Origin of the sequence: Dolichospermum planctonicum (assembly GCF_005402965.1) — a bacterium.
GTDB classification, from domain to species: domain Bacteria; phylum Cyanobacteriota; class Cyanobacteriia; order Cyanobacteriales; family Nostocaceae; genus Dolichospermum; species Dolichospermum planctonicum.
Genome location: NZ_BJCF01000014.1, coordinates 1 through 15551, shown reverse-complemented (window position 1 = coordinate 15551; position 15551 = coordinate 1). Strand labels below are relative to the sequence as shown.

Genomic DNA, 15551 nt, shown 5'->3' with positions numbered 1-15551 from the left:
TAGCATCTATACAGATATTTATAATTATATGAGGATATCCTAACCTGCTAATCGCTGGCGGGGAGGTAGCTAGGTATGTGGTTATTACACCAATCCCGATGAGAAAGAAATTATATTTTTCATCTATCTTGAGGTAGATTTTTATTAAAATAAATTACAATTTTGTATAGCACATCACAGTTTAATAGTTAAATATAGAACTAATATCTCACTTTAAAAAGATAACTAATCAAAAATATGGGTAGACAATTTAACCGACGTAAGTTTCTGCTTTACGGTGCAGCGGGTATTGGTAGTAGCATTTTCTTAAAAGCTTGTGCTAATAATACCCCCAACACTGCGAATAGTCCCGCAGCATCTACCAGTACACCTACCGTAGCTAGTACGGATAGTAAAACCATCAAGGTAGGTATTTTACATTCTCTCAGTGGTACAATGGCCATTAGCGAGAAAAGTGTGGTAGACGCGGAAAAACTAGCAATTAAGGAAATTAACGCTGCTGGGGGTGTTTTAGGTAAACAAATTGAAGCAGTTGTTGAAGACGGCGCTTCTAATTGGGATACCTTTAGAGAAAAAGCTACCAAATTGATTGACCAGGATCAAGTAGCTGTAGTTTTCGGTTGTTGGACTTCCGCTAGTCGCAAAAATGTCAAGCCAGTTTTCGAGAGTAAAGACCATATGCTGTGGTATCCTGTGCAGTATGAAGGTCAAGAATGTTCTAAAAACATTTTTTACACTGGTGCAGCCCCAAATCAACAAATTGAACCTTCTGTTGATTGGTTGTTGAAGAATAAAGGTAAAGAGTTCTTTTTAGTCGGTTCTGACTATGTTTTCCCCCGCACTGCTAATAACATTATTAAAGCTCAATTAGAGGCTTTAGGTGGGAAAACTGTTGGGGAAGATTACTTACCTTTGGGTAATACGGAAGTAACAGCTATTATCACGAAAATTAAGCAAGTTTTACCAAAGGGTGGTGTAATTTACAATACTCTTAATGGTGATAGTAATGTTGCTTTCTTCAAACAGTTGAAAGGAGCGGGATTGACACCAGAAAAGTATCCTTCCATGTCTGTGAGTATTGCGGAAGAGGAAGTTAAAGCCATTGGTGTGGAGTATCTAAAAGGACATTATGCTGCTTGGAATTATTTTCAAACAGTAGACACACCTGCTAATAAGAAATTTGTGGCAGCCTTTAAGAAAGAATACGGTGAAGATAGAGTAACAAATGATCCTATGGAAGCCGCTTATATTGCTGTGTATTTATGGAAAAAAGCGGTAGAAAAAGCTACTACAACTGACTTGGCGAAAGTCCGGGCTGCGGCCTATGGTCAAACTATAGATGCACCTGAAGGAAAAGTGACAGTTAATGCCAATCATCACATATCAAAAATTGTGCGCATTGGTCAAGTCAGAAAGGATGGCCTATTTGACATTGTTTATGCTACCCCCGCACCAGTTGAACCAGTTCCCTGGAATCAATTTGTGAAAGAGACTAAGGGATTTGCTTGTGATTGGTCAGATCCCGCCAAAGGTGGTAAATACAAGAAAGGTTAATTTTGTGGTCAGTTGTCAGCGGTTAGTTATACAACTGCATCTCAATCAGGTACATATAGGCGGGCAAGATGCCCACCCCACAATAGTTTTACTATTCATATTTGTACTTTGTTGAGTAGCAATTTTGGGATGTGAAAATAACTGAAAAATAACTAATGGCTGACAACTGACTATTAGAAATAAATTGATAATTGCGGGGAGAAAATGTTAACAGGTTTTTTAGAAGCTGTCTTTAATGGTGTTAGTATTGGCGCTGTTTTATTAATTGCTGCGTTAGGATTAGCCATCATATTTGGCTTAATGGGTGTCATTAATATGGCTCATGGTGAGCTAATGATGTTTGGTGCTTATACAACTTTTGTGGTGCAAAATGTTTGTAAGCAATTGGGTGGGGTTTGGTTTGATGTTTATATATTTTTGGCTTTGATTATCGCTTTTATTTTCACCGCTGGTGTAGGATTAATTCTGGAAAAAAGCGTAATTCGTTATCTCTATGGACGACCTTTAGAAACTCTGTTAGCAACCTGGGGAGTAAGTTTAATTTTTCAGCAGTTTGTCCGCAGTGTAAATTTATTATTGATCATCGGGATAGCTTTGTTTTCTCTTCTGTTTTTTGGGGGTTTATGGATTTTAAATTCTCGGAATAATTTCCAGAAAACTCGTAATTGGTTTGTGGGAGTTTTACTATTTTTGTCCCTAGGATTGACAATTACAATCTGTAATTTGTTAAGTAAAACTTATCAGCAAGGGGTAACTTTACCTTGGTTTGGCGCTCAAAATGTAGATGTTACAGCCCCTAGTTGGTTACAAGCTGGTGTATCTTTAGCCGGTGTACAATTACCCTATGCGCGGTTATTTATTATTGCTTTGACGATTATTTGTGTGGGGGGAATTTATCTATTTTTGCAAGGTTCTCATTGGGGATTAAGAATTAGGGCTGTCACCCAAAATCGCAGCATGAGCGCCTGTTTGGGTATCCCCACTCAACAAGTTGATGCAATTACTTTCGCCCTGGGTTCAGGGTTAGCTGGTGTGGCTGGATGTGCAATTAGTTTACTTGGTTCTGTTGGACCAAATACCGGACAAAATTACATTATTGACACTTTTATGGTGGTGGTTGTCGGTGGTGTGGGTAATTTAGCTGGTACGATTTTGGCCGCTTTGGGAATTGGGACAACTAATTATTTGATTGGTTCGGGAACTTTAGCCTTGTTGTTGAGTCCGGTTAAGCCTTTGGCTGATTTATTTAGTTTTTTTGCGACAACAAGTATGGCTAAGGTGATGGTTTTTGCTTTAATTATTGTGTTTTTACAATGGAAGCCAGGAGGGATTTTTCCCCAAAAGGGTCGTCATGTTGATGTTTAAATTATCGGAAATTTAACGCAGATAAACGCAGATAAACGCGGATTTGAGAAAATGGATAAAGCAGGAATGATGAAAATTAAAAAGGGGCGAAATTTAATATTAGTTGAAGTTGGGGTGGTTTGCGCGATCGCTTTGATTTTGATTTTGATTATGCCGGTGTTACTTTCAGATTTTCGTCTGAATTTATTGGGACGATTTTTGTCTCTGGCTATTGTGGCTTTAGGAATTGATTTAATTTGGGGTTATGCTGGTTTATTGAGTTTGGGACATGGGATTTTCTTCGGTTTGGGTGGATATGCGATCGCTATGTACCTAAAATTGCAAGTTCCCACGGGGGAATTACCGGATTTTATGGCGCTTTATGGTGTTACGGAACTTCCTGGATTTTGGCGGCCTTTTTCTGATTTTCCCCTGTCTATGGCTGCTGTGGTGATGATTCCGGGTTTGTTAGCAGGATTACTAGGATATTTAGTATTTCGGAATCGCATTAAGGGGGTTTATTTTTCGATTTTGACTCAAGCTGCAATTATTGTATTTTTCAATTTTTTCAATGGACAACAACAATTTTTTAATGGCACAAATGGATTGATAGATTTTACCACCTTTCCGCCTTTATCTTGGGGAATTAATGGCAGTGGTGCTATAGTTAGTGATAGCAAAACTCAATTTGTTTTTTATGTCTTGACGGTGGTATTTTTGGCGGCTATTTATGGGCTTTGTCGCTGGTTAACTAGTGGACGTTTTGGCAGATTATTAATAGCTATTCGTGATGATGAAAGTCGGGTAAGATTTTCTGGCTATGACCCCACAGATTTTAAAGTATTAGTATTTGCAGTTTCGGGAGCAATTGCTGGTATAGCTGGGGCATTTTACACCGTTCAAAGTGGTTCTGTATCCCCTAGATCCATGGATATTGGCTTTTCTATTGAAATGGTGATTTGGGTGGCTGTGGGGGGACGCGGGACGTTAATCGGGGCTGTTATTGGCACTTTATTAGTTAATTATGCCCGCACTTTTTTGAGTGAACAATTCGCGGAAATATGGCTATTTTTTCAGGGTATACTGTTATTAACTATCGTCATTTTGCTTCCTGACGGCATTATAGGATGGTTATATAAACAAAATATTCCCTTTGGGAAAGGTCAGCAATTAAAATTTTCTGATACCTATCCTAGTTTGGAAGAAGATATGGAAGTGAAACATGAACGCCAAAATATTGGAAACTGAAAATGTCACCGTGAGTTTTGACGGTTTTAAGGCTTTAAATCGCCTAAATTTTAGTATGAATGTTGGTGAGTTGCGGGTAGTAATAGGTCCAAATGGGGCTGGAAAAACTACCTTTTTGGATGTGATTACAGGTAAGGTGCAACCAACCATAGGCAGAGTCCTATTTAAGGGTAAAAATTTACGTTCTTTAGCTGAACATCAAATTGCACGGCTGGGAATTGGTCGCAAATTTCAAACCCCACGCATCTATCTTAATTTAACACCTTTTGAGAATTTAGAAATCACTAGTAATCGTCAGAAAAATGTTTTTTCCACTTTGTTTCGTTCGCTCAATTCTGCGGAAAGAAATAGTCTCAAAGGCTTATTAGAAACCATTGGTTTAACTGCAAAAGCAAATATTCCAGCGGCTTTATTATCCCACGGAGAAAAGCAACGTTTGGAGATTGGAATGTTAGTAGCACAATCTCCTGATTTATTACTTGTTGATGAACCTGTAGCTGGTTTAACAGATGAGGAAACCTATAATATCGGTAATTTGTTATTAACATTAGCAGCAAGTCACTCAATTTTAGTCATTGAACATGATATGGAATTTGTGCGACAAATCGCTAAGAAGGTGACGGTATTACATGAGGGTTCGGTATTGTGTGAAGGTGATTTTGAGCAAGTCAGAAATGACCCCCGCGTTATTGAAGTATATTTGGGAAAACAGGAAGAGAATTACATCCCCCCCTCACAAGGGTAGGTTTTTTACATTGTCGTCGGGGTAAGACGGGGAAGACAAGGAGGGAAGGTAGACAAGGAGGGAAGGTAGACAAGGAGGGAAGGTAGACAAGGAGGGAAGGTAGACAAGGAGGGAAGGTAGACAAGGAGGGAAGGTAGACAAGGAAGTTATGCCTCTTATGAAAAAATACCCTTTTAAGAGCTATTAAAAGCAATTGATTGAGAAAACGGAGGTGGGAATGGGAATAAGCCATTTAAACAAATGCCTTTGCCATTAAGTAAATCAGCAATAAGTAGGTGAACGGAAAAAAACCGACATAAGTAACGAAAAGTAAAGTTGCCCAAAACCTCTTCCCTCTTCCCTGTCACCTGTCCCCGTGGCGTAGCACCTGTCACCTGTTACCTGTTACCTGTTACCTGTTCCCTGTCACCTGTTACCTGTTACCTGTTACCTGTTCCCTTGTCATTATGGGAGGGTGGGGTGAAATTGGGGAAAATTGGGGAAAATTAAAATAGTTAATCAGGTTGATTTTATAATGCTAAAAATTTCTAATCTTAATGTTCATTATGGTGAAAGTCATATTCTCAGAAATGTGGATTTGACCGTATTACCAGGACAAATGGTATGTTTAATTGGACGCAATGGGGTGGGAAAAACAACCATGCTCAAAACAATTATGGGGCTACTCAAACCCAGCAGCGGAATTATTGATTTTGCAGGGGAGATAATTAACGCCAAACCGACTTATGAAAGAGCGAAAATGGGTATTGGTTATGTAAGTCAAGGAAGGGAAATTATCCCGCGATTAACAGTTAAAGAAAATCTGCTTTTGGGATTGGAAGCTAGACACAAACCAGTCAAAAAACCGGAAATTCCCCCAGAAATTTTTAGCCTATTTCCAGTTTTAAAAACTATGCTTTCTCGTATGGGTGGAGATTTAAGTGGTGGACAACAACAACAATTAGCGATCGCTCGTGCTTTAATGGGAAGACCACAACTACTCGTATTAGACGAACCAACGGAAGGTATCCAACCCTCAATCATTTTGGAAATTGAGGCCGCAGTCCGTCAGATTATTGAAGCTACAGGGATTTCTGTTTTATTGGTAGAACAACATTTGCATTTTGTCCGTCAGGCAGATTACTATTATGCCATGCAAAAAGGCGGCATTGTTGCTTCAGGTTTAACTCAGGAACTTAGTCAGGATGTGATTCAAAGATTTTTAGCCGTTTAAGCGGATATTAATGTTTACTTGGGAATTTTGAGAGCAGCAGAGACGTTTTATATGTTTTATATAACGTCTCTACTTACACTCAAATTACTACCAATTAGGTTAAAACCAGGATTTCCTAAACTAAGGCTGTAGTAAAGTTATTCAATCCTAAAGTCCCTGTGAAACCTGTCACCTCAATAATTGCATCCGTAGTAGCATTAAATCCTGCGTTAGCGTCGTTAATAGCGACAAAGCTACGAGTATTAGTACCAGTACCAAAGGTAAATTGAGCAGCAGAGTTAGCTGTAAAGACAGTATTAGTTAACTTAGCTGTAATACCTGCTGTATCAAGTGTTGCCACAGTTCCCGCATTAGGGAATCTGGTGGGTGTAGTGGAAACGACGAATAAATCAGCAGTAGCATTGAAGTCAGTAATCACATCAAAGTTACTGAAAACAGAATCGCTTAAAGTGCGGTAGTCAAAACGGTCTGTTCCTAACCCTCCAGTTAAGGTATCTTTTCCAACTCCTCCAGTTAGTCTATCATTCCCAGCACCTCCATTCAGGCTGTTATTAGCACCGTTACCTATGATGACGTTATTACCTGTGTTTCCAGTCCCGTTAATTGCTGCTGTTCCTGTCAGGGTCAGGTTTTCCACGTTAGCAGCCAAAATAGTGTAAGTAACACTAGATTGAATGGTATCTGTACCAGCGTTAGCCAGTTCTGTAATAGTATCAGTGGTGCTATCTACAATGTAGATATCATCACCTAAACCACCGATTAACGTATCTGTACCCGCACCACCATCAAGGGTATTATTACCACCATTACCAGTAATCACGTTATTACCACCGTTACCAGTCCCGTTAATTGCTGCTGTTCCTGTCAGGGTCAGGTTTTCCACATTAGCAGCCAAAATAGTGTAAGTAACACTAGATTGAATGGTATCTGTACCACCGTTGGCCAGTTCTGTAATAGTATCAGTGGTGCTATCTACGATGTAAATATCATCGCCACTACCACCGATTAACGTATCTGTACCAGCACCACCATCAAGGGTATTATTACCACCATTACCAGTAATCACGTTATTACCACCGTTACCAGTCCCGTTAATGGCTGTTATTCCCGTCAATGTCAGGTTTTCCACGTTAGCAGCCGCAATAGTATAGGTGATACTAGATTGAATGGTATCTGTGCCACCGTTGGCCAGTTCTGTAATAGTGTCAGTAGTGCTATCTACAATGTAAATATCATCGCCACTACCACCAATTAGGATGTCAGTACCTGCACCACCATCAAGGGTATTATTACCAGTATTCCCAGTAATAGTGTTATTAATCCCATTTCCCGTACCGTTGATATTGGCTGTTCCCGTTAACGTCAGGTTTTCCACGTTGTCCGCTAAAGTATAGCTGACACTACTGGATTGAACTATATCTGTACCCTGTCCTACATTCTCCGTAATCACATCAGTGGCAGTATCAACAATATAAACATCATCGCCTATACCACCAACCAAGGTGTCAATACCATCCCCACCATTCAGGGTATCATTACCAGCCGCACCATCCAGGCTGTTATTACCAGCGTTACCAGTGATGACGTTATTACCTGCGTTACCAGTAGCGTTAGTCCCGTTAATTGCTGCTGTTCCCGTTAATGTCAGGTTTTCCACGTTAGCAGCCGTAATAGTGTAAGTAACACTAGATTGAATGGTATCTGTACCCTCGTTGGCATTTTCGGTAATGATGTCCGTGGTACTATCTACAATGTAGATATCATTGCCACTACCACCAATTAACCTATCTGTACCCGTACCACCATCAAGGGTGTTATTACCAGTATTCCCAGTAATCACGTTATTACCTGCGTTCCCAGTCCCGTTAATTGCTGCTGTTCCTGTTAATGTCAGGTTTTCGACGTTGGTAGCAATAGTCAAGGTGACACTAGATTGAATGGTATCTGTACCTGCGTTGGCCTGTTCCGTAATGGTGTCAGCGGTACTATCAACAATATAAACATCATTGCCAGTTCCCCCAATTAACGTATCTGTACCATCCCCTCCATTCAGGGTATCATTACCAGCCGCACCATCCAGGCTGTTATTACCAGTATTCCCAGTAATCACGTTATTACCTGCGTTCCCAGTCCCGTTAATTGCTGCTGTTCCTGTTAATGTCAGGTTTTCGAAGTTGGTAGCAATAGTCAAGGTGACACCGGATTGAATGGTATCTGTACCAGCGTTGGCCTGTTCTGTAATTGTGTCGGTGGCAGTATCTACAATGTAGATATCATCACCTAAACCACCAATTAACGTATCTGTACCTGCGCCACCATTAAGGGTATCATTACCAGCCGCACCATTCAGGCTGTTATTAACATCGTTACCAGTAATAAGGTTATTACCTGCGTTCCCAGTCCCGTTAATTGCTGCTGTTCCCGTTAATGTCAGGTTTTCCACGTTGGTAGCAATAGTCAAGGTGACACTAGATTGAATGGTATCTGTACCCTCGTTGGCCTGTTCCGTAATGATGTCCGTGGTACTATCTACAATGTAGATATCATCGCCTGTACCACCAATTAAGGTATCTGTACCTGCCCCACCATCAAGGGTGTTATTACCATTGTTGCCAGTAATGACGTTATTAGCTGCGTTCCCAGTCCCATTAATTGCATCTATTCCCGTTAATATCAGGTTTTCCACGTTGGGAAGGGTAGCCAAGGAGAAGGTTAGGGTGCTGTAAACTGTGTCTGTACCTTCGTTGGCATTTTCGGTAATAGTCTCAGTGGTGCTATCAATTAAATAACTGTCATCTCCCGTTCCACCTCTGAGAATATCGTTACCGACACCACCATAGAGGAAATCGTTACCGGCTTCACCATTGAGGGTATCGTTGCCTGTACCACCTTGGAGGAGGTCATGATCAGCACCGCCATTGAGAATGTCATCTCCACCTAAACCGTTAATTTTGTCCTTGCTGGCTGTACCGTTGAGGGTTTGGTTTGCGGCTGTACCGTTGGTGGTTTGGTCGGTATGACTGAGGAAGAAAGTTTGATTGGTAACGGTGTTTGTACCATCGCTGACGTTGAATTGGAAGAAGTCTTGAATACTACTACCACCGGGTTGATAGATTAACTTGCCACTGTCAATGTCCGCTTGGGTAAATGTATCTCCAACTTTTAACGGGGTGACGGTGGAGAGAATGGGATTACCTGTTGTAACAGTTGCCCCGTAAATTGTACCGTTGTTGCCATTGGTGGTTAAATCGGTGGCGGTATTTCCTGTGATGTTGTTGAAGTTCCAGTAACCTGCTAGTCCTGTTTCCGTGCCGGTTAAGGTTTTGTTGAGATTTGCCTGGATTTGGGTTTGGGTACGGGCAACATTCCAAATGCGAACATCGTCAATTTGTCCAGCAAAGGGAGTCCAGGCATTAAGTTCTCGCCCAATCTTAACCGGATAATTATTTTGCAATGGCGTACCAACCCAATCAACACTGGTATCTAACTGTCCATTGATATATAAACTCAGTTTGGCACCATCATAAGTGGCAGCAACATGAGTTAATTGATTGAGTGTTAATGAGGCTTGACTGGGATAAATGTATCGCCAATTACCATTACTATCTTGAAAACCAAAATCAAGGCGACTTCCATTCGGTTCAATATATAGACCATAATTCACTTCATAGCCGTTATTTGCCTCTTTCGTAATAATCGGTTGCCAATCACCTTTAATTTGAGTTTGATTAACCCAGGCTTCTAGGGTAAAGGTGTTCAAACTCAAAGCCGAACTATGGGGAATTTCGACATAATTATCAACCCCATTAAAAGACAGGGCTTTGTCACTTCCTGAAGTCAAACCTAAAACGCCTTTATCGGGTAAATCGGTGACGGTGTAGATAATATTGGCAGCGGCAAGTTGTTCAGTCGGTGTACCTGTTTGGTTAACATGAGTTGCACCAATAATATTACCATTATTGCCATTAATGGTTTTATCTAATGCAGTGCTGCCACTCGGTTCATTAAAGTTCCAGTAACCTGCTAATCCTGTTTCATTACCAACTAGTTGTTGGTTGTAATTAGCCTGGATTTGGGCTTGGGTACGAGCAACATTCCAAATGCGAACATCGTCAATTTGTCCAGCAAAAGGATTCCAGGCATTAAGTTCTCGCCCAATCTTAACCGGGGAGTTATTTTGGAATGGCGTACCAACCCAATCAACACTGGTATCTAACTGTCCATTGATATATAAACTCAGTTTGGCACCATCATAAGTGGCAGCAACATGAGTTAATTGATTGAGAGTGAGTGAACCTTGGGTTGTTTCAAAGCCTACCCCATTACCATAACTATCTTGAAAAGTAAAATTAAGGCGACTTCCATTCGGTACAATAAATAGACCATAATTCCGTTCAGAGCCGCCATTATTCTGTTTCGTAATAATCGGTTGGTAATCACCTTTAATTTGAGTTTGATTAACCCAGGCTTCCAGGGTAAAGGTGTTCAAACTCAAAGCCGCACTATGGGGAATTTCGACATAATTATCAACCCCATTAAAAGACAGCCCAAAATTCCCTGTTAAAGCACCAACATTACTAACCTTTAATTTTGTGTTGTCAATGGTAACTGGAATTGCTTGATTAAGAACAACACCTTGATTAATGTCATTATCCTGAATCGTTAATTTTGCCGTTGCTTGTGTGCCTAGAATCGCGCTGTTTGTGGGATTGCTTAAAGTTAAAGTTAGGTCTTCCTCTTCTTCCAATCTGATGTCGTCAACTAGAGGAATATTAACAACTTTACTGGTTTCCCCAGGGGCAAAGGAGACAGTTATGGAACTATTGTTGTAATCGTCGGGAGCAACGGCTTGACCATTGGTTAAACTAATGGTGGCACTGACTGTATTATCTGGACTTCCTGTGCGCGTCACCGTGATTTGAGTCGTACCAGTTCCGTCTTCTTTGACAATAAATGTCGGCTGACTAAAAGCTAAAACCGGTGGGGTTTCTGTGAGGGTAATGGTGCTGACATTTTGCCCTAAAACAGCGCCACCGGTGGGATTTGATAATGTTACATTAAAGGTTTCGTTACCTTCATAAACCCTGTCATTGTTAATATCAATGGTGAAGGTTTTAACACTTTCTCCCGGATTAAAGGTTAACGTGCCATTTGTGGCTGTATAATCTTGTCCGGCTGTGGCGGTAACGTCTGCGGTGCTATAGTCAACGGTGAAGGTTTTGTCGGGTCTAACGCCTGTGAGGGTGACGGTTACGGTGATTTTACCATTAATGACAGCTTCTTCATCAATGGAGACATTCCCTACGGATAAAGTAGATGCACCATTAACGACCTCAACAATGCCTCGGTAAAGATTATTGTTGCTGATATCAGCCCAAGTTCCTGGACCATAGTTCATGAAGACGTAATCTTCATTGTTAGAGTTATCAGGTTGACCACCATACCAGTTGGTGTATTTAGATGATTCTCCATTCACCCAGGCAAAGTTACCTTCTGCTGCGACATCGTTTAAGCCAATCCAGAAATATTCACTACCAAAAGCAGTGACTAAAAACTGGTTTTCGGTGGGATCATTGATTGTCACCAAATTACCACCCAATGCCTCCGCTTGCCCTTGGGCATTTGTCCAACTGCCGGCATTAGTTAGATAATATGTGACAGGTGCATCATTATTATCAACAATGGTGAGGGTGGCGGTATTTTGTGTACCTATGGCTGCACCACCGACGGCATTTGTTAAGCCCAATAACAGGGTTTCGTCGCTTTCGGCTTTGAAGTCGTTGTAAATAGGAATGGTGATCACTTTGGCTGTAGTGTCTAAATTACCAAAGGTGACATCAATGGCCGTAGGGTCAAAATCTCCCCAATTTGTAGCGGTTTGTCCTTGTGATGTAATTGTAGCTCGGACTTCGCCATTACTGCCCCCAGTACGGGTAACAGTCACAGCAGCTACAGCGGTGCCGTCTTCGTTGACTTGAAAGGTGGGTTGACTAAAGGCTAGAGTTCCCGCAGATAAAGCAGTTGAGGAGGTGAAAGTGGTAACTTTGACGTTATCTAAACCCCAACTTTCATTATAAATTCCTTCAAGTCCAGAACCGGCAAAGTTGATTATCAGGTTACTACTTGGGGCTTGAAAAGTGGAGGAGATGCGGTAAACTGAGTCTCCACCATAATAATAACCAAGAGTATTATTTTCAGTTGCACCTGTGCGTGCTGGATAGGTTACAGTACCAAAAGTGCCGGGATAAGCTTGGTTACTTGCACCTAGGTACAAAGAAAAGGTAGTATTGAGCAGGGTTTGTCCCCCAGCAATACTCAGGGTAAAGATATCTGGACCTGCACTCGGACCATTACCATCCCAACTTTTGAGGATAAAGAGGTCAAATTCCAGAGTCACTGTACTATTAGCCTGATTATTTAGCGTCAAACTAACGGTATCATTACCAAATTCACCCAGGAAATTTCTTTCTCCCACTGGTGTGATAGAACGAGTTTGATTTGACCATTCTGTTCCGGTTGCGGTTTCAAAATCATTGAAGTAATCAAAATAGGTGATAAAGGCAGGAGAAGTGAGGTTTAGCCCTGTCACACCTTGAATTATGCCAATTAGTTCTGCTGGTTCACCGGTAGGTTTGTTGCGATAAATGGCGGTATTGCCTGGGCTATAGGTAGTATTCAGGGTATAGTCGCTTTTCTCTCCCGATAATTCTATAAAGTCTTGACTGGCGCTAAAATCCTGAATTAGTGCATAGTCAGCGGTGCCGGCGTTGGTTGTATCTCCATCATCATAGAAAACTTTGCTGCCATTGCCCAAAACAAATCTATCACGTCCTGCTCCACCAATTAAGGTGTCAACTTCTGCCTTTCCTGGTGTTGCACTGGTTTCGTCTACACCAATGAGACGGTCATTACCGGCTGCACCATTGAGGGTATTATTACCACTGTTGCCAGTGAGGATATTGTTAATGGCATTTCCTGTGGCGTTAATGTTAGCAGTTCCGGTCAAGGTCAGGTTTTCAACATTGGCAATGCTGGCTAAACTGTAAGTAATTGAGGCTCTTACCGTATCTAAACCTTGGTTAGAACCTTCGGTGATGATGTCTCCCAATTCATTAATAATGTAAATATCATCCCCACGACCACCTACTAGGCTATCAGCACCAGTACCACCAGTAATGGTGTCGTTACCATTGCCACCTTGTATTGTGTCATTGCCAGTACCACCAGTAAAGGTGTCGTTACCGTCTCCACCGATGAGGATATCATCTAAGTTGCCACCGATGAGATTATCTGCTTCGGTTGTACCAGTAATGTTAAATTTCTCGATGTTGCTATAGTTGACGATATTACCCGCTGCGGAAATTGTCCCACTACTTGGGGTGGTAACGGTGGTGCTAATTCCGACGGTGGTAATAGCAGAATAATCAACTTTCAGGGTATCAGTTCCACTACCGCCATTGAGAGTATCATTTCCTAAGCCACCATCAAGGATATCATTATCATTTTCTCCATAGAGTTCATCATTCCCAGTCCCACCGTTGAGGATATCATTGCCCCGGCCACCGACTAGTTTATCATTGCTTTCATTGCCTGTGAGGAGATCATTACCTGCTCCTCCATAGATTTCATCGCCACCTACACCACCAATGACGGTATCATTACCATTATTGGCGTAAACTTTGGTGTCGTTATCTTGCCATCTGTTACCATAATAAGGATCTGAAGAGCGAGTATTGTCCGTGGCAGAAATGTCAATGTTATCATTACCTGAACCTGTTACCAGGTAAATTCTTTCGACTTCCTTGATCTCTTTTGTCGTCAACCCATCGCTAATTGTGCCATTGGTGGGGTCACTATAATTAATGGTGATGCCAGTGGTGTTTGTCGTATAATCTAAATCCAGTCTATCGCTACCTGCACCACCGATAACGCTATTAATTCCTTTGCCACCACTGAGATAATCATTTCCTTCTCCACCATTGAGGGTATCATTACCATCGTCACCGTAGAGTTCATCATCTCCCGCACCACCGTTGAGAATATCTTCACCTTCTCCACCGACTAGTTTATCATTGCCGGCGTTGCCTGTGAGGATGTCATTACCTGCTCCTCCATAGATTTCATCGCCACCAGAACCACCAATGACGGTATCATTACCATTATTGGCATAAACTTTGGTGTCGTTATCTTGCCATCTGTTACCATAATAAGGATCTGAAGAGCGAGTATTGTCGGTGGCAGAAATATCAATGTTGTCATTACCTGAACCTGTTTTCAGGTCAATTCTTTCGACCTCCTTGATGGTTGAACCATCGCTAATTGTGCCATTGGTGGGGCTGCTATAATTAATGGTGATGTTATTGGTGTTTGTCGTATAATCTAAATCCAGTTTATCGCTACCAGCACCGCCGATAACGCTATTGATTCCTTTGCCACCATTGAGATAATCATTTCCTTCTCCACCATTGAGGGTATCATTACCATCGTCACCGTAGAGTTCATCATCTCCGGCACCACCGTTGAGAATATCCTCACCTTCTCCACCGACTAGTTTATCATGGCCGGCGTTGCCTGTGAGGAGATCATTACCTGCTCCTCCATAGATTTCATCGCCACCAGAACCACCAATGACGGTATCATTACCATTATTGGCATAAACTTTGGTGTCGTTATACTGCCATGTGTTACCATAATAGGGATCTGAAGAGCGAGTATTGTCAGTGGCAGAAATATCAATGTTATCATTACCTGAACCTGTTTTCAGGTCAATTCTTTCGACTTCCTTGATGGTTGAACCATCGCTAATTGTGCCATTGGTGGGGCTGCTATAATTTATGGTGATACCATCTGTATTGTAATCATAGTTTAGATCTAACTTATCACTACCTGTGCCACCAGCGATCGCATTCACCCCATCTCCGGGATTTAAGTAGTCGTTCCCATCTCCCCCTTCTAAGGTATCATTGCCATCATTGCCATAAAGACCATCATTGTCTGCTAGTCCTTGAATCAGATCGTTACCATCAAGGCCATCAATGTTATCATATCCATCAGTTCCGACTAGAATATCATTGTCATCGGTTGGGATTGCCATAAAATCTGCCTACTAGATTTATTTAAGTAAATATGGAATTGCTAGAATCTGATTACTAATCACACTAACCGTGTTCGTCTTTATCCTACATTGTTTTTGATGTAGTGACAAGTAAGTTGGGGTGTAAAGTTTTGTAAAGTTTAATTACCCCTCTTAGTCCTTTTCCTTTATAAAGGGGAGAAATTGGCATCTAGTCCCCCTCCTCTTGCTAAGGGTTAGGGTGGAATAAAAACCTTATTTATCCCAGGAGTGCATTTTATGAAGTTCAATCGTAGTCAAGTTAAAAAATACCTGCAATTAGCTGATTTTACATCGCTTTTTATTGAAGAACTAGGTTGGGATTATGCTGATAT

The 15551-nt window shown here is 41.4% G+C and carries 7 protein-coding genes; 5 read left to right on the top strand and 2 right to left on the bottom strand.

Features of this window, described 5'->3' with window-relative positions:
* The first annotated feature begins 237 nt into the window (after positions 1 to 237).
* From urtA to urtD, 4 genes are all read left to right on the top strand, one after another.
* Complete coding sequence (gene urtA / locus FFO06_RS08205; RefSeq protein WP_137907606.1) at positions 238 to 1554, top strand: urea ABC transporter substrate-binding protein; 1317 nt, start codon at positions 238 to 240, stop codon at positions 1552 to 1554.
* A 204-nt stretch (positions 1555 to 1758) separates the two neighbouring features.
* Positions 1759 to 2919: an urea ABC transporter permease subunit UrtB gene (gene urtB, locus FFO06_RS08200; protein ID WP_137907605.1), complete on the top strand. Its 1161-nt coding sequence runs from the start codon at positions 1759 to 1761 to the stop codon at positions 2917 to 2919.
* 51 nt (positions 2920 to 2970) lie between these two features.
* Positions 2971 to 4146, top strand: a complete 1176-nt coding sequence (urtC, locus tag FFO06_RS08195) for an urea ABC transporter permease subunit UrtC (RefSeq protein WP_236097098.1) — start codon at positions 2971 to 2973, stop codon at positions 4144 to 4146.
* A complete protein-coding gene (gene urtD / locus FFO06_RS08190; RefSeq protein WP_137907604.1) occupies positions 4121 to 4891 on the top strand; it encodes an urea ABC transporter ATP-binding protein UrtD in 771 nt (256 codons plus the stop codon). Before urtC ends, urtD begins: the two co-directional genes overlap by 26 nt.
* 173 nt (positions 4892 to 5064) lie before the next feature.
* Here the strand turns inward: urtD and FFO06_RS08185 are convergent, their stop codons facing one another.
* Positions 5065 to 5265, bottom strand: coding sequence for a hypothetical protein (locus FFO06_RS08185; protein ID WP_137907603.1), 201 nt, complete (start codon positions 5263 to 5265; stop codon positions 5065 to 5067).
* A 140-nt stretch (positions 5266 to 5405) separates the two neighbouring features.
* Between FFO06_RS08185 and urtE the strand changes: the two genes are divergently transcribed.
* Positions 5406 to 6104: an urea ABC transporter ATP-binding subunit UrtE gene (urtE, locus tag FFO06_RS08180; protein WP_137907602.1), complete on the top strand. Its 699-nt coding sequence runs from the start codon at positions 5406 to 5408 to the stop codon at positions 6102 to 6104.
* A gap of 115 nt (positions 6105 to 6219) precedes the next feature.
* On the opposite strand, the gene FFO06_RS08175 is transcribed toward urtE, so the two are convergent.
* Positions 6220 to 15198, bottom strand: coding sequence for a beta strand repeat-containing protein (locus tag FFO06_RS08175; protein WP_137907601.1), 8979 nt, complete (start codon positions 15196 to 15198; stop codon positions 6220 to 6222).
* Between the last annotated feature and the right edge of the window lie 353 nt (positions 15199 to 15551).